The organism is Streptomyces sp. NPDC002619, assembly GCF_042889305.1.
Lineage (GTDB): Bacteria > Actinomycetota > Actinomycetes > Streptomycetales > Streptomycetaceae > Streptomyces.
The window spans coordinates 1-20,338 of record NZ_JBIAQV010000079.1; the positions used below are offsets into that span (position 1 = coordinate 1).

Genomic DNA, 20,338 nt, shown 5'->3' on the forward strand with positions numbered 1-20,338 from the left:
CGGATCCGCCTGCGCGCGCGGACGGGGCACGGAAAAAACTTCTTCGCCCTGCACATCCCCGTCGACTTCAACCGCAGATCCCGCGTACCCGTGACGAATGATCTCATCCCCTCACGCACGACCCACAGCACACAGGACTCCATGCGGCGATGGTGACGCGTTCGCAGACCCCCGAACCCAGCACAGCCTCCACCCGCCACCACCGGCCGACGAACCAACGGACAGCCTCCCACGCGGACGATGTCTCCTGCCGCAGCCACCCGTGCCCTGCCAGGCGTCTGGCCTTCGAGCGCACCCCCTCGACCTTCGCCGGCGTCGTCCGAAGGCCTAGCTGAACCGCGATCTCCTTGGCCTTGAGCGGTCCTTGACCCGCGGGGCCCGCTCCTCCAGCACAGCTGGAATCCGCTGACGGCATCGCGTCCATCGAGCCATGGCGGACGGGCCGGCAGGCGGCCGGACCGGGATACCCTCGGGCGGTGTCGAATCGGGCGGTAGCAGCCGGAGTAGGTCTCGCGCGGGTGATGGCGCACTGCGGTGGGAGCCTGGCGGCAGCCGTGGACTATCTGGCGGGTGCCATCGCAGCCGCGCCTGAGAACCCCGAACCCTATGCGGTTCTTGCCGAGTTGTGGAGGGACCAGTCGTCGCAGCCGGCCGAGGTCGTTCAGGACGCCGGCTCCTCGAGGGCGGTACTGGCGCAGTCGTACATCAGCTTCCTCGAGGGCGACATGGATGGCGCGGCGCTGGCGATCGGATCGGTCACGGGTGTGCAACCCGACATCGCATGGGCCAGAGCCCCCTGGTTCGGCGATGAACGATTTCTCGGTGTGGTGAGTGCCGGCGCGCTGGCCGAGGCCGCGATGCGGACGATGGACTACGGCCATGGTCTGGACACCGAAAGCATGCGGGACCGGTTCCGGCCCTGGTTCGATGCCATCGACGCGGTCTCTGCCCGCGAGCCGTTGCCGGAGGCGTTGGCCAAGATGGCGATCTTGCTGCGGGCGTGCGGTCTCACCGATGCGTCGTTGGCCCTGTGCGACAAGGCCGACTCCGTCGAGCGGATCATGCTGACGGAAGTCGTGCGAGCGGGCACGTGGCGCAAGCTGGGTGATCCCGAGCAGACGGTGGCGGCGTTCGAGCGCGCTCTTGCCCTGGATCCGGCCAACTGGTCGCTCTGTCTCGACCTGGCCGACGTGTGGGCCGAGCAGGGCGACTTCGGCGCCGCCGTCCGGCTGATCGATCAGGGAATGGAGCACGAGCCGACCGAGCTCGTACTTCGCGCGGCCGCCTATCGGGCACGTCTTACCGGCTCGCCTGCCGAACTGAGCGCACTCATCGATTTGGCGCCGAATCTGCCGAACGACTCGTACCGGGACCTGCTGATTGATCACGCATGTGCTGGTCCCGCCCTGCCTGCCGAGCTCGTGGCTGCGGCCCGCCGCATCCAGAACAGCTGACGCTTCGCTCCTCGACGGCATCGCGTGGCCGGTGGCCTGAGCGTCCCCTCAGCCTGCTCATCCGCTCTCCTGTGAGCAGGCTGAAGTGCTGATGAGCGGGGTTCGGGGGGCGTGACACACCCCTGGGCGACACCCCGGCGGGAAAGTTCGTGAAGTTCTTCACAAGGAATTGGGTCACGGGAAGGGACCGAACGGACCCTGTTGCCCCGTTCGGGGGCTCGACGGCTCGTGGAACGTGCTCAGGAGAGGGTTGCGGGGGTGTTTCGGGTGGGTGTCGCGCGCGCGTCGAGTGGGGGCTCACGGGGGGCCCGGGTGAGCGGAGAGGCAGCTCACGCGGCATTGACAACGGTGGTAAACGGACGGCGGTTCCGCGGCACCGGCATGATCTGGGTCACGCGGGTCGCGGAGTTTAACACACACCCCGTCGGACCTTGTGAAGGGGCGCACGAGCGACCCCCCAGGGGCAGGTGGATACTCGATGCCATGAGCACCACGGAGCGTCCCAGGATCCTCGTAGTAGGCGGTGGGTACGTAGGCCTGTACGCAGCTCGGCGCATCCTCAAGAAGATGCGCTACGGCGAGGCGACCGTCACGGTCGTCGACCCCCGGTCGTACATGACCTACCAGCCCTTCCTCCCCGAAGCCGCCGCCGGCAGCATCTCCCCTCGCCATGTCGTCGTCCCGCTGCGACGCGTGCTGCCGAAGGCGGAGGTCCTCACCGGCCGGGTCACCACCATCGACCAGGACCGCAAGGTCGCCACGATCGCCCCGCTGGTCGGCGAGGCGTACGAGCTGCCCTTCGACTACCTGGTGATCGCGCTCGGCGCGGTCTCCCGCACCTTCCCGATCCCCGGCCTCGCCGAGCAGGGCATCGGTATGAAGGGCATCGAGGAGTCCATCGGCCTGCGCAACCACGTGCTCGAGCAGCTCGACAAGGCCGACTCCACGAACGACGAGGAGATCCGTCGCAAGGCGCTCACGTTCGTCTTCATCGGCGGCGGTTTCGCCGGCGCGGAGACCATCGGTGAGGTCGAGGACATGGCCCGGGACGCGGCCAAGTACTACAAGAACGTGTCCCGCGAGGACATGCGCTTCATCCTCGTCGACGCCGCCGACAAGATCCTCCCCGAGGTCGGCCCCAAGCTCGGCCAGTACGGCAAGGAGCACCTGGAGAGCCGAGGCGTCGAGATCTACCTGTCCACCTCCATGGACTCCTGCGTCCACGGCCACGTGGTGCTCAAGAACGGCCTCGAGGTCGACTCCAACACGATCGTGTGGACGGCCGGCGTCAAGCCGAACCCGGCGCTCGCCCGCTTCGGTCTCCCGCTCGGCCCGCGCGGCCACGTGGACACCGCGGCCACCCTCCAGGTGCAGGGCACGGACTACATCTGGGCCGCCGGCGACAACGCCCAGGTCCCGGACCTCGTGGGCCGCAAAGCGGGCAACGAGAACGCCTGGTGCCCGCCGAACGCCCAGCACGCGCTGCGTCAGGCCAAGGTGCTCGGCGACAACGTGATCTCCGGTATGCGGGGCTTCCCGCAGAAGGAGTACGAGCACGCCAACAAGGGTGCGGTGGCCGGTCTCGGCCTGCACAAGGGCGTCGCGATGATCGTCCTGGGCAAGGCGAAGATCAAGGTCAAGGGACGCCTCGCCTGGTACATGCACCGTGGCTACCACGGTCTGGCCATGCCGACCTGGAACCGCAAGATCCGCATCTTCGCCGACTGGACGCTGAGCATGTTCCTCAAGCGCGAGGTCGTGTCGCTGGGCGCCATGGAGAACCCCCGCGAGGAGTTCTACGAGGCCGCCAAGCCCGCCCCCGTGGCCGCCGCCGCGAAGACCGAGGCGAAGGCCAAGGCCTCCTGACGGCCCACGCTCTCCCGACCGCCCGCGGTCGCTGAACGAACCGAAGGACCTCCCGCCATCCGTGGTGCGGGAGGTCCTTCGGCGTGTCGGGGACAGAGTCCTGTGGTTGCTACATCTATTTTGCTGAGTTGTAACGCGGTTGGGGGACTGCGGCGTGGCCCCGCAAGTGTTTACGTGGTGACCGGTAGAACCGGGAATCTCGTCACGGAGGTGTGCGCCATGGCTGACGCCGCGCTGCGGCTGAAGAACCTCTTCGAACAATTGCTGGGGGCACCGCTCCCGGTGCGCATCCGCGCCTGGGACGGTTCACAGGCGGGGCCGCCCGAAGGACCCGTGCTGGTCGTACGGAATCGTCGGGCGCTGCGCCGACTGCTGTGGAAACCAGGGGAGTTGGGCCTGGCCCGGGCCTGGGTCGCCGGGGAGCTGGACGTCGACGGTGACCTCTACGGCGCGCTCGACCGGCTCGCCGGGTTCTTCTGGGAGCGGGGGGAGGACGCCCGTACCCTCGCCCAGGCCCTGCGCGACCCGGACGTACGTGCCGCCGCGCGCGGGCTGCTGAAGCTCGCCGGCCCCCCGATCCCGCCGGCCCCGCCCCGGGAAGAAGTGCGCCGGCGCCGCCATCTGCACACCCGGCACAGTGACCGGCGCGCCATCAGCCACCACTACGACGTCGGCAACGACTTCTACGAGCTCGTCCTCGGCCCGTCCATGGTGTACTCCTGCGCCTACTGGGAGGACGCGGGCACCCTGGAGTCCGCCCAGGAGGACAAGCTCGAACTCATCTGCCGCAAGCTCGCGCTGACCCCGGGCCAGCGGCTCCTGGACGTCGGCTGCGGCTGGGGCTCGATGGCGATCCACGCGGCCCGCGAGCACGGCGTGAGCGTCGTCGGGGTCACCCTGTCCCGGGAGCAGGCCGCGTACGCCCGTAAGCGCGTCGCGGACGAGGGTCTGACGGACAAGGTGGAGATCCGCGTCCAGGACTACCGGGACGTCTCCGACGGGCCGTACGACGCCATCTCGTCCATCGGCATGGCCGAACACGTCGGCGCCGAACGGTACCTGGAGTACGCCGAGAACCTCCACCGGCTCGTCAAGCCCGGCGGACGGCTGCTCAACCACCAGATCGCCCGCCGCCCGCGGCGCGACGAGTCGGCGTACAGCGTGGACGAGTTCATCGACGCCTATGTCTTCCCGGACGGCGAACTCGCCCCGATCGGCACCACCGTCACCCAGCTGGAGCGCGCCGGTTTCGAGGTGCGGGACGTGGAGTCGATCCGCGAGCACTACGCCCTCACCCTGCGCCGCTGGGTCGAGCGTCTGGAGGCCGACTGGGACCAGGCGGTACGGCTCACCAGCCCCGGCCGGGCTCGCGTCTGGCGCCTGTACATGGCCGCCTCGGCGCTGGCCTTCGAGCACAACCGGATCGGCGTCAACCAGGTGCTGGCGGTGCGGACCCCCCTGTCGGGGGCGTCCGGGATGCCGCTGCGCTCCCGTACCTGGAACTGAATCCCGTACACGGAAGGGCCCCGCTCCGGTAGACGTCGTACCGGAGCGGGGCCCTTCTGCCGTACGACTGGACGGCTACTCGGACTTGATCGCCGCCAGCATGTTCAGCCGGGCCGCCCGGCGGGCCGGCCACAGCGCCGCGAGGACGCCGACCGTGGCCGCCAGCAGGAGGAAGATCCCCATCCGGGCCCAGGGCAGGACCAGTTCGTACGTCGGCATCTTCGTGCCGAGCAGCTCACCGGCCGCCCAGCCGAAGAACACGCCCAGGCCGATGCCGAGCACGCCGCCGAACAGGGAGATCACCAGGGACTCCAGGCGGACCATCCGCTTGATGCCCTTGCGGTCCAGGCCGATCGCGCGAAGCATGCCGATCTCCTGGGAGCGCTCGAAGACCGACATGGCCAGGGTGTTGATGACGCCGAGGACCGCGACGATCACCGCCATGGCGAGCAGGCCGTAGAGCATGTTCAGCATCAGCGTGAAGCTCCGCGCGATCTCGTTGGAGATGTCCGTCTTGCTCTGGACCTTGATGGCCGGGTTGGAGCCGAGAGCCTTCTCCAGCTTGTCCTTGGTGGCGGCGGATGCGCCGTCGGCCGTCTTGACCATGACCTGCATGTCGGCCCGGTCGGTCTGGTGCGGGGCCAGGGTGGCGTTGTCGAGCATGATCCCGCGGATCATCTCGTTGCCCTCGTAGACCCCGGCGACCGTCAGCTGCTGCTTCTTGCCGTCCTCGTAGGCGACGGTGAAGTGCGAACCGGCCGTCCAGTGGTGGGACTTGGCGGTGTCCTCGTCGACGACCACCTGAGTGCCGCCGACCTTGAACGCCCCGTCGGCGACCGTGAGATCGGTCAGCCTGCCGATGGCGCCGCCGTTGACGCCGGTCAGGGACTCGGTCTCGCCGTCGATGCGCGAGGGCGCGTCGCGCAGCGGGCCGGTCGCGGTGACGCCGTCGGTCGCCTCCAGCTTCTCGGCGACGTCGGGGGAGAGGGGATTGCCGTTCGCCATCGAGACCACGTAGTCCGCCTTGATCGCGGACGACGCCATCCGGTCGATCGAGTGCTGGAGGCTGCCCGCCATCACCGTCATCCCGGTGATCAGGGTCAGGCCGATCATCAGCGCGGAGGCCGTCGCGGCCGTACGGCGCGGGTTGCGGACCGAGTTCTGCCGGGCCAGCTTGCCCGAGACGCCGAAGGCGCGCAGGACCGGGGCCGCTGCCGCGATCAGCGGACGGGACAGCAGCGGGGTCAGGATGAACACGCCGATGATCAGCAGGACCGCGCCGAGACCCATGGGGCCCTGGCCGTCGGTGCCGTTCATCGTCGTGGCCGCGAGGACCACCGCGACGCCGGCCGCCGAGAACAGGGCGCCGAGCGTGTTGCGCAGCACCAGCGACTTGGTGGTCGCCTTCGCGTGTACGGCGCTCATCGCGGCGACCGGCGGGATCTTCGCGGCGCGGCGGCCCGGCAGCCAGGCGGCCAGCATGGTGACGAGGATGCCGACCGCGAGGGCCGCGACCACCGTGCCGGGCGTGACGACCAGCGGGCCGTCCGGCACCGTGGCGCCGAGCGAGCCCATCAGGGCCCTGAGCCCGGCGCCGATGCCGACACCGGCGACCAGACCGGTCACGGCGGCCACCGCGCCGACCACGAACGCCTCGATCAGCACCGAGCGGGTGACCTGTCGGCGGGAGGCGCCGACCGCGCGCAGCAGCGCGAGTTCCTTGGTGCGCTGGGCGACCAGCATGGTGAAGGTGTTGGCGATGATGAACGTGCCGACGAAGAGCGCGATGCCGGCGAAGACCAGCAGGCCCTGCTTCAGACTGCTCATCGAGGAGGCGATCATCTGCGCCTGGTCGTCGGCGAGTTGCCTGCCGGTGGTGGTTTCCGTGAGGCCCTTGGGCAGGGCCTGGTCCAGCTGGGTCTTCAACGCCGACTGGCTGGTGCCCGCCTTCGCCTTCACGTCGATCTCGTCGTACGTGCCGGGCTTGCCGAACAGTTTCTGCGCGGTCGCCGTGTCGAACACGGCGAGGCTGCCGCCCGCGGCGACATTGCCGTCGTCGGTGGTGAAGATGCCGCTGATCGTCGGGGTCAGCACGGGGCCGTCGACCGAGATGCGTACGGTGTCGCCGACCTTGTAGCCGGCGCGCTTCGCGGTCTCGGCGTCGATCGCGACCTGGTCCTTGCCACGCGGTGCGGTGCCGTCCGTGAGCGGGTACCGGGGGTCCTTGTCGCCCCAGTAGTTGCCGCCCTCGGAGCGGAAGCCGCCGCCGATCAGCTTGCCGTCTTTGCCGGCGATCGCGGTGAAGCCGTCGACCACGCCGATGCTGGACGCGGCACCGGGCACCTCGGCGCTCCTGTCGAGCATGGCCTGGGTGAGCTCGGGCGTTCTGCCGAGCTTGTCGCCCTCGGAGGCCTGGTGCTTGGCCTGTACGGCGACGTCGACGTGGCCGAAGCCCTTGGCCGAGCTCTGCTGGTACGCGTCCGAGATGGTGTTGGTGAAGACGAGGGTCCCCGACACGAAGGCGACGCCGAGCATCACGGCGAGCACGGTCATCAGGAGCCGGGCCTTGTGCGCGAGTACGTTGCGCAGGGCGGTGCGGAACATCAGCTGGTGCGGCCCTTCGCGTCGAACTGCTTCATGTAGTCCAGGACGTTCTCGGCGGTGGGCTGGTACATCTCGTCCACGATCCGGCCGTCGGCCAGGAACACCACGCGGTCCGCGTACGCCGCGGCCACCGGGTCGTGGGTCACCATCACCACCGTCTGCCCCAGCTCCCGCACCGAGTTGCGCAGAAAGCCGAGCACCTCGGCGCCCGAGCGCGAGTCGAGGTTTCCGGTCGGCTCGTCGCCGAAGATGATGTCCGGCCTGGAGGCGAGCGCGCGGGCGACGGCGACGCGCTGCTGCTGGCCGCCGGAGAGCTGCGAGGGCCGGTGGCTCAGGCGGTCGGCCAGACCCACCATCCCGATCACCGAGTCCAGCCACTGCTTGTCGGGCTTACGGCCCGCGATGTCCATCGGGAGGGTGATGTTCTCCAGGGCCGTCAGCGTCGGCAACAGGTTGAACGCCTGGAAGATGAACCCGATCTTGTCCCGGCGCAGCTTGGTCAGCTGCTTGTCCTTCAGGGAGCCCAGCTCGGTCTCGCCGATCCGCACGGAGCCGGAGGAGAAGGTGTCGAGGCCCGCGACGCAGTGCATCAGCGTGGACTTGCCGGACCCGGACGGGCCCATGATCGCGGTGAACTCGGCCTGCCGGAAATCGACGGAGACCCGGTCGAGGGCGATCACCTGGGTCTCGCCCTGCCCGTAGATCTTGGACAGCTCCGTGGCGCGCGCGGCCACGGCGGTGGTCCGGCCGACGGTGGGTGTGGTGGTCACGGGAGGGTGCTCCTGTCGGGACGACGGCGCCAATGGCGTTCATGGGGACTGATGAGGACTGGATGTCCATCGTCCCGGCCGTCCGGGGCCCTGCAGTCAGCCGCTGTTCCGGTTTAGGGGGGCGACTGCGGTCGCACCGGGCGGCGGTCCGTCATACCTGGGGATGACACCCGAAGGCCGGCCGACGGCGATGCGGGAGCCTTGGAACCACAGGTCGAGAACGGGTGGAGCCCCCTCGTTCGGACGGTGAAATTCCGTCATTCCGTGTACGCGCGAACGCACCGCACGTAACGCTATTGGCAAGTGCGGATGGCGTGTTCCGCGGTCTGATGCTCCCTCAGACATCAATAAAATAAGACAACATCGGTCCGCCCGTCCGCTGTTCGGGGGAAGCATCCCGATAGGCTCGGGACCTCCAATGCGGAGCCCACGGCCTGCCCGGATGGTGGAATGCAGACACGGCGAGCTTAAACCTCGCTGCCCCTCGCGGGCGTACCGGTTCAAGTCCGGTTCCGGGCACATACCGCTGGACGGGGCCTGCCCCCGGGAGCCGTCGGCAGCCACCAGGTGAGGGGGTGGCTGGGCGGTGTGAACGCGGGCGGCTGCCGTACTCGTCGTTCTAGTTCGCGCCCCAACCGCCGCTACCTTCCCAGGCGCCAGATCAAGCACACCATCCCCGAGCCGAAGGACCAGCGGGCCAACCGTCGACGCTGACCAGCCGGCAGGGCGGGGACGGCTGAGTGGGCGTCGGATGGGCTGCCGTCGTTCTTTCGGCCGGGGCCCGGGGGTGACAACCGGCCGCCTGGCCGAGGTGGCGGTGGCAGGCGGCGGAGGAAGCTCTGGGGCGAACAGCCGGTAGGGTCCGGCCGTCGCGGGAATCGAAGGAGCACCCCATGAAGCGCATCGTCATCGCACTGGCCGCGGCTGCCGTACTGGCGGGATGCGTGGTGACGGCATGGAACGTGTTCGACAACTCCTCGGTCGCCACCGCGAGCGGAGCGGATCACACGGTGCCGCGCGCGGAGGTCGAGAAGCTCGCCAAGGAGAACTACGCCATCCCCTTCTTCCAGGACGGCCCGCAGTCCGTGAGCTGCCCGAGCGGGCTGCGCGCGAAGATGGACGACACCGTGCGGTGCACCGCCGTCTTCCAGGGCAAGAGCAGCACGATGCTGATCTCCGTGACCGCGGTGCGCGGCGACCGGGTGAGCTTCGACTACGGCCTGGAGAAGTAAGTAGGGTTCAGCGGTCGCCCACCACGCCGCTGCGCCAGGCCCAGGCGGCGATCTCCACGCGGTTCCGCAGCCCCAACTTAGCCTGGATGCTCGCCAGATGGGACTTGACGGTGGAGAGCGAGACGACGAGCTCGGCACAGATCTCCTGATTGGTCCGCCCGTCGGCGACCAGCCGGGTCACATCCAACTCCCGTTCCGTCAGCGGCCCAAAGGACACCTCGCGGCCGTCGGCGGGACGCTGTTCGCCGATCCGCTTCAGGAGCCGCACGGTCACGGCGGGGGAGATCAGCGCATCGCCGCGGGCCGCCGCGCGTACGGCCTCCACCAGCAGTCCGGGGCCCGCGTCCTTCAGCAGGAACCCGCAGGCGCCGTTGCTCAACGCGCCGTAGACGTAGTCGTCCTGGTCGAAGGTGGTCACGACCACCACGCGCAGCGGGTCGACGGCCTTCGGGCCCGCGAGTAGCCGGGTCACCTCCAGCCCGTCGAGTTTCGGCATCCGGATGTCGACCAGGCACACGTCGGGGCGCAGCCGCCGGGCCAGGTCCACGCACTCCGCGCCGTCGGCCGCCTCGCCCACCACCCCGATTCCCGACCGCTTCGAGGCCGTCGTCGAGACCGCCGGGACAAGCCGTTTCCTCCCGTGCGACAAAGACTGCCGATGGTCCGACACCAAGACCGAACGCGTTCTGACCGACGCCATCGAGCACGATCCGAGCCGGAAGATGATGGCGCCAGACGGCGGGGCGCAGGCGCCGACCTGGTGCTTCGAGGTTCGACGGAGGGAGTCCAACGACGGTGTGTGAAGACCGAGGTGGACTCCCTTGCCTTCCGAAGCAGCCGGGCTGCCACGAACGGCAACTTCCACCCCACGGGTGCTGCGCAGACGTCCCGGCGGAAATCGCATGAACGAGTGATGTCAGGACCTGCGCCGAGCTTCGATGCTGGGACGAACTGCCTGGGAACCAGCCGTCCGCCGTCCTGGGCGTCGAGGCTCTTCTAAGGAAATCCGTGCACCGCGAGATCATCAGCGAAACCGAAGCCGCAGAGGAACAAGCGGAACACGAGCGTGGTGCGCGCCATCGGCACCGTGCGGCGTTCCCTACCGATGCGGCACCGCGGAAGCCCGGTCTGACCGGCTCGGCGGCCGTCCTCAGACCGGTGATCACGGTCCTCACCGTGGGGCTGATGTTCGTCAGTGTCTTCCTCGCCGCCTTCCACACGCCCAAGGCTCACCGTCTGCCCGTCGCCGTGGTGGCGTCCGATGCGAACGCAGCCTTGTTCGACGTGAAACTGCAGCGGACGGCACCCGATGCCTTCCAGGTGGAGCGCTATTCCGACGCGACCGCCGCGCGGTCGGCCGTCGAGCACCGCAAGGTCTACGCGGCCTACCTGCAGGCAGGATCCGCGCCACGCGTTCTGTACGCGGGCGCCAACGGCCTCGCGGTCCAGGCACTGGTGGCGCCCCTCGGCCACACCCAGCTCGGCGCCGACGGCTCCAAGGTCCACGTGCAGGACATCGTCCCCCTCGCCCCGGGGGACAACCGCGGACTCTCGGTCTTCTACGCCTCCTTCGGCCTGGTCCTCGCAGGCTTCCTCTTCGGCCAGATGACCTACCAGGTGGCACCACGCCTCCCCTTCGGCCAGCGCATGGGCAGCCTCACGCTCTTCGCCGTGGCCGGAGGTCTGGCCACAGCACTCATCGCGGGGTCGGCCTTCGGCGCCATCCCAGGGCCCGTGCTGGGCATCGCAGGCATCGTCGCACTGATGTCGGGCGCCGTGGCGGCGGCGACCGTCCTGCTGATTCGGCTCTTCGGACCGCTCGGCGTCCCCCTGGGGTCGATCTTCATGCTGGTGATGGGCAACGCAACCAGTGGCGGAGTTCTGCCCCCGTCGTTCCTGCCGGGCTGGCTGCAGCCGATGGCCTCGGTGATGCCACCCGGCGTCGGAGTACGGGCGCTCAACGGCCTGGCGTACTTCCACAACGACGGAGTCGAAAGCGGACTGATCACCCTTTCGGCGTGGGTCGTGTTGTGCGTGGGGACCATTCTCGGCCTGGACAGGCTCGCAGCCGCCCCCGCCATCCTCCACTTCGCCCACCGGGACGCTTCGGCGTTTCGGTGAGGGACGTTCACGACAGCATTGGATACTGGGCGCATGCGCGTCGAGTTCGACCCGGAAGTCATGAGTAGCGCCAGCTTCTACAGATTCATGACTTCTGTCGTCATTCCGCGCCCCATCGCCTGGGTGTCCACCATCACCCCCGACGGTGCCACCGAGAACCTGGCTCCGCACTCCTTCTTCAGCATCGCCAGCACCGAACCGCCGATCGTCCAGTTCACCTCCATCGGCCGCAAGGACTCGCTGCGCAACGTGGAGGAGACGGGGGAGTTCGTCGTCAACTTCTCGTCGGAGTCGTTGCTGCACATGATCAACACGACGGCCACCGACTTCCCCCGGACCGTCAGCGAATTCGACCACGCCGGCATCGAACGCGAGCCCAGTCTGCGGGTCCGCCCGGCCAGGGTGGCCGCCTCCCCCGTCGTGCTGGAATGCCGCTCGCACACCACCCTGCGCATGGGCAATTCCACCCTTGTCTTCGGCCGCGTGCTGCAGGCCGCCGTGAAGGAGGAATACATCGTCGGCGACCGGCCCGACCCCGAGCGACTGCGCCCCCTCACCAAGCTCGGAGGCGACGAGTGGGGCACCCTGGGAAACATCATCCACCTGAACCGCATCCCCTACGAGGAGCCCGGTCAGGACGCTTCCTCCGCCCCCGGCTCCACCCCTGCCGACGAGACCCCGGGCTAGTGCCGCCGAGCAGGGCCGTGAGAGCCGTTCGACGTTCGTAGGAACGGAGGTTGCCACGTCGAGTCGTCGTACGCGACTTCGCCGAGGCCGCTCACGGGGTCCGGTACTGCCCGCCAATCACCAGTTCATGCGATGCGTGTCCGGCGCCGTCGCGCCGACACTGGCGGCGTCGGCAGATGGTCGGCACAGGGATGAAGTCCTGTCCGGACGTCATGAACGGAGCGGATCGCGACATGAACACCATGCATGCTGTGCGTGCCGTCGAAGCAACTCTCCGGCGTGGTCTGTGAACTGGTTGCGGAAACCCGGCGATTCGAGGACCAAGTCAAGGACGGGGACCTCGTGTTGGAGCCGGTGGGCCGCGAGACCCAGGCGGCTTCGTGGGCCGTCCTGCGGGCGGGCGGGGTGCTGGTGAGCATCGTCGTGCCGCCCCACCAGGAGGCGGCCGCCGCCCTGGAGGCGCGCCGAGTCTCGATGTGACGGCGCTCGACTGACCCGCGCCGTCGGACGGCTCCGCTTCGCAGCGCGGCACGACGACAGCACCGGCCGCGCCCGAGCAACAGACGGCCGTACCCGTCAACCTCCGGCGACGGTCCAGGGGCTCCACAGGACCCCGCACACCGCCCCCGGGTCGGCCCACGCGTCGCCGGCTGGATCCGGCCCCGCTGCGGCTCTGTGAGACAGGTGAGAGGGAGGAGAGGGGCTATGGACGGATTCGTCCACCAGGGGCAGATCACCCGGGTGGTGTTCGGCAGCGGCACACGGCTGCGCATCGCGGAGGAGGTCTCCGCCCTGGGATGCCGACGGGCGGTGGTGCTGTCCACCCCCGGTCAGGCCGTCCACGCGGCCGACGTGCAGGAGTTGCTCGTCGACATGGCCGCCGGTGTCTTCACCGAAGCTGCTATGCACACGCCATCGCACATCACCGGAGCAGCCGTCCGTTTCGTGGGGGCGCAGCGGGCCGACTGCCTGGTCAGCGTGGGAGGCGGGTCGGCGATCGGACTCGGTAAAGCGGTCTCCCTGCGCACCGGACTTCCGCACATCGCGCTGCCGACCACATACGCGGGGTCGGAGATGTCTCCGATCCTGGGCGAGACCGACGGGGAGCGGAAGACGACGCGTCGCCTGCCCGAGGTGCGCCTGAGGACGGTGGTGTACGACGTGGACCTCACCGTGACTCTGCCGCCGGGCACAGCGGCGGCCAGCGGGCTCAACGCGCTCGCCCATGCGGTGGAGGCCCTCTACGCCAGAGACCGGGATCCGCTCGCGTTCCTCATGGCCGGTGAGGCGATCACCGCACTGACCGCCCACCTCCCTGTGATCGTGGAGCGGCCGCACGACCTCGAGGCCCGCCGCGGGGCGCTGTACGGAGCCTGGCTGGCCGGTGCTTGTCTCGGCACGGTCGGCATGGCTCTGCACCACAAGATCTGTCACGTCCTCGGGGGCACGTTCGCACTGCCGCACGCCGCAACCCACGCGGTCGTACTGCCGTATGTCGTGGCGTTCAACGCGCCGTCCGCGCCGCGGGCGATGAGACGGATCGGCACCGCACTCCCTGCCGCCGACCCGGCGACCGGTCTGTACGAGTTCGCCGGGCGGCTCGGGGTCCCCCGGTCGCTGCGCGAGCTCGGGATGCCCGAGTCGGGCATCGAGGCGGCGGCCGACCTCGTGCTCGAGGACGGCTACTGGAACCCCCGCCCGGTGGACCGGCGCGCCGCGACCGGGATCCTCACGCGTGCCTGGCACGGGGACGCACCGGCCGGATGACCTCGAAGAGTTCGTGTCCACTGCGGCCCGGCACGCGCGGCGGCAACCATGAGCAAGGGAGAGGAACATGCGAGACCTGAACAGCACGGACATCACCGAGGAAGTGATCTCCACCATGGCCGGAACCGAGGATCCGCGTCTGGCACGGATCCTCGCCTCACTCGTCCGTCATGCGCACGACTTCGTCCGCGAGGTCGCCCTGACCGAGGAGGAATGGGCCAAGGGCGTTGATTTCCTGACCCGGACCGGTCACCTGTGCTCACCGCAACGCCAGGAGTTCATCCTCCTGTCCGACGTTCTGGGCATCACCATGCTCGTCGACGCGGTCAACCACCGGCGGGACGGCGCAGCCACGGAGAACAGCGTCCAGGGTCCCTACTTCAGGGACGACCGGCCGTCGCGAGATGCGGGGGACGACATCTCCGAGGGAATTCCCGGAGTGCCTCTGTTCTTCGACGGCCAGGTGCTGGACGAGCAGGGTGATCCGGTCGCCGGAGCGGCCGTGGACGTCTGGCACAGCGACGGCATGGGTCACTACGACGTCGACGTGCCCGGGCTCGACCGACCGGCCATGCGCGGCCTGTTCCGGACGGACGCCGAGGGACGCTTCGCCTTCCGCTCCATCCGACCGGCCAGCTATCCCATTCCCGGGGACGGCACCGTGGGCGAACTGATGACGGCCACAGGACGTCCGCTGATGCGCCCGGCCCACATCCACCTGGTCATCGAGGCGATCGGGCACCAACGGTTGACGACCATGCTGTTCCCGTCGGACGACCACTACCTCGACCACGATCCCGTCTTCGGCGTCAAGCAGTCCCTCATCGCCGAATTCACCACCTACGCGGCGGAGACCGGCCCCTATGGCCGGCTCACTCACGACGCCTACACCGCCATGCGGCACACGTTCGTGCTGGAGCCGCTGCCTCGCAGCTGATCCCCGGTCTGCCCGAACGCCGGCCGGCGGAGCGTCGGCCGGCGGACATCCACACCCTCTTCTCCGTCTCTCGGCAGCCGGCCGAGCGCCACCTCCCTGGAGGCACACATGCCTGCAACCCTCGACACGACCGCCGCGTTCCGAGCCACCATGAGCCGGCTCGCCACCGGCGTGAGCGTGATCACCACTCGCACCGGAAGCGACCCGATCGGCATGACGGCGAGCGCCGTCGCCTCCCTGTCGATGGATCCGCTGCAGCTCATCGTCTGCGTCGCCAACCACCTGTACACGCGTGAGGCCATCACCGACGCCGGACGGTTCGCGGTGAACATCCTCGGTGAGGGCAGTGAGGAACTGGCCATGAACTTCGCCGTTTCCAAGCCCGACAAGTTCGCCGGAGTGGACTACCACCAGGAGCACGGCGTTCCAGTCCTGAGGGACGCCATCGCCTTCGTCGTGTGCGACGTCTCGGCGGCGCTCCCCGGTGGCGACCACACCATCTTCGTCGGCGACGCGCGGCACTTCGAACACCGGGAACAGGCACGTCCGCTCCTGTACTTCGCGGGCGGGTTCCGCGGCATGCGACGTGAGCCGTCGGGCGCCGCGCATCGGCGCAAGCACTGACCGAGTGGGGCGGGGGCCGCACATGACGGGTGGTGCTGCGCGGCGGACCGGCGCACGGCAACGAAAGGGAGGTGTGTCGACATGCTGGTGCCCGGATACCGTCGGCAGCTCCGGGCGGTCGTCTCCGGCAGCGCGACTCCCCACGGTTACACGCTGACCCTGTGGACCGCCACCACCGTGACCTCCGCGGCCCGCGGCTCGCCGCGGGCCGTCGACGCCGCGGCGCTCCTGATCGGTGCGACGCTGTCCTTCGTGGCCGTGGGAGCGTTCGCCGCGGGAGGCCTCCGTCGGCCGATCGGCTCGCGTGCCACCGGCCCGACTCCGGTCTGGGCGGCTCTGCACCTGCCGTCGGCGGGTGCCGGGATGCTGCTGTGCCGGCTGCTCGCCTTCTTCCTCCCCCGATGCGTCCTGTGGACGGCAGTCGGTGCGATGAGCACGGCCGCGTACATGGCCGGTGCCGCCGCACAGTTCTGGTACGCCGGACGTCGTGGCGCCGAGGCCTCCGGGCGACCACAGGACGCGCCGCACGCCTCCTGACGTGCCGCGAGCCAGACGCGCCGGCCGCCGCTCCCGGGGAGCGGCGGCCGGCGCGGCGAGAAGGGGTCGTCTGCTGTTCCGGCACCGTGGACGGCAGACGCCGGGTACGACGCGGCCGCCGCCTCCTGTGAGGCGGCGGCCGCACGTCGTTGCTGCGCCGGGCACCGTCCGTTCGGGCACCCGATCCGGATCAGACGGCGGTGAAGACTTCGTCGTATCCGAGTCGGGGCAGGCGCGGCAGCCACGCGTTCTCGCCGGGCTTTCCGATGTTCAGCACCACGAGGACCCCGTGTTCGCCGTCGCGGAAGAACTCCTTGTTGATGCCCTCGGCGTCGAAGCCCGTCATGGGGCCGGCCGCAAGGCCGGCGGCGCGGACCCCCACGATGAAGTACCCCACCTGGAGCGCGGCGTTGAGCCACGCGGACTTTTCCCGCACCGACCGCTCGGCGAAGAAGACGTCCTTGGCCTGCGGGAAGTGCGGGAACTGGCTGGGCAGTTCCCGGTGGAACTCGTAGTCCGCCGCGAGGATCGCCACCAGCGGGGCGGAAGCGGTCTTCGCCCGGTTTCCCTCGGCCATGTGCCCGACGAGGCGCTCGCGCGCTTCGTCCGAGCGAACCAGCACGACGCGCAGCGGCTGCTGGTTCATGGAGGTCGGGCCGTATTTCACCAGGTCGTAAATGGCGCGTACCTGTTCGTCCGTCACCGGCTCGTCCGTGAACGAATTCGCCGTGCGTGCGTCGCGGAACAGGAGACGTTGGGCCGCGGGATCGAGATCGAGAGACATGGACACCTCTGAGGGGGATGGAAGAGGAAGAACACGGGCCCCGCGTCGTACGACCGACGCAAGCGCCCGACGTCGCCAGTGTCGAAGGGACGGTTCCCACCCACATCGCATGATCTGGTGATTCGTGGGACACCGTCGTCCGCCTGCCGCACCCCTGCGGGCGGCCCCACGACATCGCCGGGGCGGTCTCCGCAGGACGTTTTCACCTGGGTGAAGCGCAGCAGGTGCGCAGCGCCGCGGCGCGGTGGATCCGGCATGCTGGACGCATGCGGAACGAAAGGATCACCGACTCGTCACCGGGCAGCACGGACCAAGGGTGATGACGGCCCTCCCCCTCCGCGGCCGGGACCGCGAACTCGCAGTCCTGCGTCACGCGCACACCACCGTGCGGGCCGGCCGCGGAATGTGCGTGCTCGTCGAAGGAGCCCCGGGCGTGGGCAGGACGAGGCTCCTGCAGGAAGCGGTGCGCATCGGACGTGAGGAGGGTTTCGAGGTCGTCCGGGTCCAGGCCGACGAACTCGACCAGTACGCCTCGCGGTCCTCGCTGCTGGCCGCACTGCGGGAGGCGGCCGAGGAGGCCGACCGCGACCAGGCTCCGCAGGAGGCCGCCGAACAGCCCTTCTGGGTCCTCGACCGCATCGCCGAGATCCTCGAGCGCCGGGTGCATAGAGCGCCGGTGTCGGTCGTGGTCGACGACGCGCAGTGGGCAGACGCCACCACGCTGTCCGCCCTGCGCGCCCTGCCGAAGCGGCTGGCCGACTCACGGATCCTGTGGGTCCTCGGTGTACAGACCGCGAGCAGGCGGTCCCTGGCCCGCCGCGCCGTCGACTACCTGGAGGAGAACGGGGCCACGCGTCTTGTCCTGCATCCCCTGGCAACCGAGGCGATCACGAAGATCGCCGAGGACCTCCTCGGCCGCGCCCCCGAGGCCGGCCTTGCGCCGCTCCTGCGGGACGTGCACGGCAACCCCTTCCTCCTCGTCGAGCTGCTGCGGGCCCTGGAGCAGACCGGAGACCAGGCCCTGATCGCCGGCGGTCCACCGGTCCCCGCCGGTTTCCGCCGCAGCGTCCACCGGCGCCTCGGGGCACTGCCCAGCGACGCCCTGCAGCTGCTGCAGATCGGTTCCGTGCTCGGCAGGAGGTTCGACCTGACGACGGCCGCCCGCATGCTCGACCGTCGGATCGGAACCCTGCTGCCCGCGGTCGACGCCGCGCTGGACGCCCAACTGCTGGCGGAGGACGGCGATCGGCTGGCTTTCCGGCACGAGCTGGTGCGCCGCGCCGTGTACGACGAACTCCCCCGACCCGTCAGATCGGCTCTGCACCGTGAGGCCGGAGACCTCCTGGGCACCGCAGGCGTACCGTCGGCCGAGGTGATCCGGCACGTCGTGCTGGGTGGGGGGCCGCTGGACCAGGAGTCGATGCGGACGCTTCTGAAGGCGGTGTGCGACATCGCCGCGACGGTGCCCGAGGCCGCCGCCGACCTCGCCCTCGAAGCCGCGGACCGGCTGCCGCCGAGCGACCCGCGCAGGATCGAGCTGCTGACCGAGGCGGCGTACCAGCTCTCCGGAACCCGCCGGGTCCACGAGGCACTGCACCTGGTGAACGCCACGCTCTCCGACGACCTCGCTCCCGCGCAGCAGGCGGCCCTGCGCCTGGTCGCGGCCGAGATCCACCAGGCGACAGGAGACGACACGTCGGCCCTGGCACACACACGCCTCGCCCTCGCACTGCCCGACCTGCCCGAGGACCTTCGCACCCAGCTGCTCAAGACGCAGGGCACCGGGCTGGTGTCGACGGGCGAGCCGGCGGCGGCCGAGGCGATCGGCAGCATGCTGGTCGAGGCCTCCTACCGGAGCCGGGAAACCGCGGTGGTGACGAGCGCGATGGTCTTCCAGTCCCAGATCGCCTTTTCCCGCGGCCGGTTGTCCGACGCCGTCGAACTCGCCGAGCAGGCCAGGCAGCGGTCCGACGCCGAGCCGCACACCATACGCCTGCGCCCGCCGAGGGTGCCCGCGCTCTGGCTGGCCACGGTGCTGACCGCCACGGATCGCCTGGAAGACGCCGAACGGACCTTGCGCGAGGGCCAACGACAGGCGGAGGCACTGGGGCTCGGCTGGTCCCTTCCGCACTGGCACGCCCAACGGGCCTGTGTGCTGCTCGAACGCGGCGCCCTGGACGACGCGGCGGTCGAGGCGGAAGCGTGCCTGGCGGTTGCCGACGAACTGGAGATCACCCGGGCGGTCCCCTTGGCGCGCTCGGTGCTCGCCGATGTCGCCGTACGACGCGGAGATCTGTCCCAGGCGCGGACCCAGCTGCGGTCCGCCGAGGCGACGGCCGGTATCGCGAACCCGCCCCACGGTCCATGGCTGGCATTGGCCAACGCCGCTCTGCTGGACGCGGAGAACCACCCCCGGGAGGCGGCCGACCTCATCCGGCGATTCGGCACCGGACCGGCATGGCTGCCGGCCGTTCCGCCGAGTCACTGGCCGCGGCTGGTGCGCATTGCGCTGCGAGGCGGTGAGCGCGAGGTGGCAGAGGCGATCCGCAGGGTGCTGGAGCGCATCGCCGCCGAAGGGGGCGACCAGGTCATCACCCAGGCGGTCCACGCCCATGTCCGGGGCCTTGTCGAGGGCAGCCGGGAACCACTCGAAGCCGCCGTCCGGGACTACCGACGAGGAGCTCGGGTCCTGGCGCTGGCGGCCGCCCACGAGGACCTGGGAAATGCCCTGATCAGTGACGGCGTCGTCGACGAGGCCGTCGTGCAGCTTCGGGAGGCGCAGGGTCTGCTGCGGCGGTACGGCGCCGCCCGCGACCACGACCGGGTGCGCCGGCATCTGGGCGACCTCGGTGTCCGCACCGCCCCTGGACCACACCGACCCCCGGCCACGTCCGGATGGGACAGCTTGACCGAGTCGGAACTGAGGGTCGTCCCGCTGGTCGCGGAGGGGCTCACCAACCGGGCCATCGCCGAACGTCTTTATCTGTCCGTCCACACCGTGAACACCCATCTGCGTCACATCTTCACCAAGCTGGACATCAATACGAGAGTCGAGTTGACCCGGGTCCTCATGGAGCGCGAGGCCGCGGCCCCACCGGAGTCCTGACGCGCAGATCGCCCGGGTGATTCAGCTCCGTCCGGCCGGCACTCACCCGGGCGGGACGCAGCATCTCCACCGTCCCGTGTGTCGATACGGAGGAGCCGGACATGAATGCCGTGACTGCCATGACTGCACCGCATGCCCTGGGACCTGTCGCTGGGATGGACAAGGCGGTTGCCTCGGCCCTGGAGGCGGTGGCGGACGTGCCGGACTGGGCGTCGTTGGCGGTGGGGGGTTTCGGGCTCAGTGGGGTCCCGAATGTGCTGATCCAGGCGTTGTACGAGCGGGGGGTGCGCGGTCTGTCGGTGGTGTCGAACAACTGCGGGGCGATGGAGTCGGGTCTTGCGGT

Annotated in this window: 17 protein-coding genes, 1 tRNA gene and 1 pseudogene; 15 read left to right on the forward strand and 4 right to left on the reverse strand. The window is 69.6% G+C overall.

From position 1 onward, the window contains the following. The first annotated feature begins 521 nt into the window (after positions 1 to 521). From ACFYXB_RS43245 to ACFYXB_RS43255, 3 genes are all read left to right on the forward strand, one after another. Positions 522 to 1,454 (forward strand): tetratricopeptide repeat protein, encoded by a 933-nt coding sequence (locus ACFYXB_RS43245; RefSeq protein ID WP_389590814.1) that lies wholly within the window; start codon positions 522 to 524, stop codon positions 1,452 to 1,454. Positions 1,455 to 1,937: 483 nt separating this feature from the next. Next, positions 1,938 to 3,320, forward strand: a complete 1,383-nt coding sequence (locus tag ACFYXB_RS43250) for an NAD(P)/FAD-dependent oxidoreductase (protein ID WP_389590789.1) — start codon at positions 1,938 to 1,940, stop codon at positions 3,318 to 3,320. 219 nt (positions 3,321 to 3,539) lie between these two features. Next, entirely contained in the window at positions 3,540 to 4,826 is a 1,287-nt protein-coding gene (locus ACFYXB_RS43255; RefSeq protein WP_389590791.1) for a class I SAM-dependent methyltransferase, read from the forward strand. 75 nt (positions 4,827 to 4,901) lie between these two features. On the opposite strand, the gene ACFYXB_RS43260 is transcribed toward ACFYXB_RS43255, so the two are convergent. Next, entirely contained in the window at positions 4,902 to 7,430 is a 2,529-nt protein-coding gene (locus ACFYXB_RS43260) for an ABC transporter permease (protein ID WP_389590793.1), read from the reverse strand. Continuing rightward, positions 7,430 to 8,200, reverse strand: a complete 771-nt coding sequence (locus ACFYXB_RS43265; protein ID WP_351358690.1) for an ABC transporter ATP-binding protein — start codon at positions 8,198 to 8,200, stop codon at positions 7,430 to 7,432. Before ACFYXB_RS43265 ends, ACFYXB_RS43260 begins: the two co-directional genes overlap by 1 nt. Positions 8,201 to 8,636: 436 nt before the next feature. On the opposite strand from ACFYXB_RS43265, the gene ACFYXB_RS43270 reads away from it, so the two are divergent. The 3 genes and pseudogenes from ACFYXB_RS43270 to ACFYXB_RS43280 all read left to right on the forward strand — a co-directional run bounded on the left by ACFYXB_RS43270 (position 8,637) and on the right by ACFYXB_RS43280 (position 9,432). Beyond that, a tRNA-Leu gene (locus ACFYXB_RS43270) sits at positions 8,637 to 8,719 on the forward strand. A gap of 102 nt (positions 8,720 to 8,821) precedes the next feature. Continuing rightward, positions 8,822 to 8,911, forward strand: a pseudogene (locus ACFYXB_RS43275) (IS5/IS1182 family transposase); the annotation flags it as partial. Positions 8,912 to 9,093: 182 nt separating this feature from the next. Continuing rightward, entirely contained in the window at positions 9,094 to 9,432 is a 339-nt protein-coding gene (locus ACFYXB_RS43280) for a DUF4333 domain-containing protein (RefSeq protein ID WP_389590795.1), read from the forward strand. A gap of 7 nt (positions 9,433 to 9,439) precedes the next feature. On the opposite strand, the gene ACFYXB_RS43285 is transcribed toward ACFYXB_RS43280, so the two are convergent. Further along, positions 9,440 to 10,132 (reverse strand): response regulator, encoded by a 693-nt coding sequence (locus ACFYXB_RS43285; protein WP_389590797.1) that lies wholly within the window; start codon positions 10,130 to 10,132, stop codon positions 9,440 to 9,442. Between the two features lie 308 nt (positions 10,133 to 10,440). Between ACFYXB_RS43285 and ACFYXB_RS43290 the strand changes: the two genes are divergently transcribed. The 7 genes from ACFYXB_RS43290 to ACFYXB_RS43320 all read left to right on the forward strand — a co-directional run bounded on the left by ACFYXB_RS43290 (position 10,441) and on the right by ACFYXB_RS43320 (position 16,105). Further along, the gene (locus tag ACFYXB_RS43290) at positions 10,441 to 11,553 is read left to right on the forward strand and encodes an ABC transporter permease (protein WP_389590799.1); all 1,113 of its coding nucleotides are present in this window, start codon (positions 10,441 to 10,443) and stop codon (positions 11,551 to 11,553) included. A gap of 33 nt (positions 11,554 to 11,586) precedes the next feature. Beyond that, positions 11,587 to 12,240, forward strand: a complete 654-nt coding sequence (locus ACFYXB_RS43295) for a flavin reductase family protein (protein ID WP_389590801.1) — start codon at positions 11,587 to 11,589, stop codon at positions 12,238 to 12,240. Between the two features lie 255 nt (positions 12,241 to 12,495). Beyond that, a complete protein-coding gene (locus ACFYXB_RS43300; RefSeq protein ID WP_389590803.1) occupies positions 12,496 to 12,720 on the forward strand; it encodes a hypothetical protein in 225 nt (74 codons plus the stop codon). Between the two features lie 225 nt (positions 12,721 to 12,945). Next, the gene (locus ACFYXB_RS43305) at positions 12,946 to 14,007 is read left to right on the forward strand and encodes a maleylacetate reductase (protein ID WP_389590804.1); all 1,062 of its coding nucleotides are present in this window, start codon (positions 12,946 to 12,948) and stop codon (positions 14,005 to 14,007) included. A 67-nt stretch (positions 14,008 to 14,074) separates the two neighbouring features. Further along, positions 14,075 to 14,944: a dioxygenase gene (locus ACFYXB_RS43310; RefSeq protein ID WP_389590806.1), complete on the forward strand. Its 870-nt coding sequence runs from the start codon at positions 14,075 to 14,077 to the stop codon at positions 14,942 to 14,944. 108 nt (positions 14,945 to 15,052) lie between these two features. Further along, positions 15,053 to 15,568: a flavin reductase family protein gene (locus tag ACFYXB_RS43315; protein ID WP_389590808.1), complete on the forward strand. Its 516-nt coding sequence runs from the start codon at positions 15,053 to 15,055 to the stop codon at positions 15,566 to 15,568. Between the two features lie 81 nt (positions 15,569 to 15,649). Continuing rightward, positions 15,650 to 16,105, forward strand: coding sequence for a hypothetical protein (locus tag ACFYXB_RS43320; protein ID WP_389590809.1), 456 nt, complete (start codon positions 15,650 to 15,652; stop codon positions 16,103 to 16,105). 190 nt (positions 16,106 to 16,295) lie between these two features. Here the strand turns inward: ACFYXB_RS43320 and ACFYXB_RS43325 are convergent, their stop codons facing one another. Then, positions 16,296 to 16,889 carry a malonic semialdehyde reductase gene (locus tag ACFYXB_RS43325; protein ID WP_389590811.1) on the reverse strand — a complete coding sequence of 198 codons (594 nt, stop codon included), beginning with the start codon at positions 16,887 to 16,889 and terminating at the stop codon, positions 16,296 to 16,298. Positions 16,890 to 17,208: 319 nt separating this feature from the next. Here ACFYXB_RS43325 and ACFYXB_RS43330 point away from each other — a divergent pair, with 319 nt between their 5' ends. Beyond that, positions 17,209 to 19,995: an ATP-binding protein gene (locus ACFYXB_RS43330; protein ID WP_389590813.1), complete on the forward strand. Its 2,787-nt coding sequence runs from the start codon at positions 17,209 to 17,211 to the stop codon at positions 19,993 to 19,995. A 155-nt stretch (positions 19,996 to 20,150) separates the two neighbouring features. Beyond that, a partial coding sequence (locus ACFYXB_RS43335; protein ID WP_389590816.1) for a CoA-transferase occupies positions 20,151 to 20,338 on the forward strand: 188 nt, incomplete at its 3' end.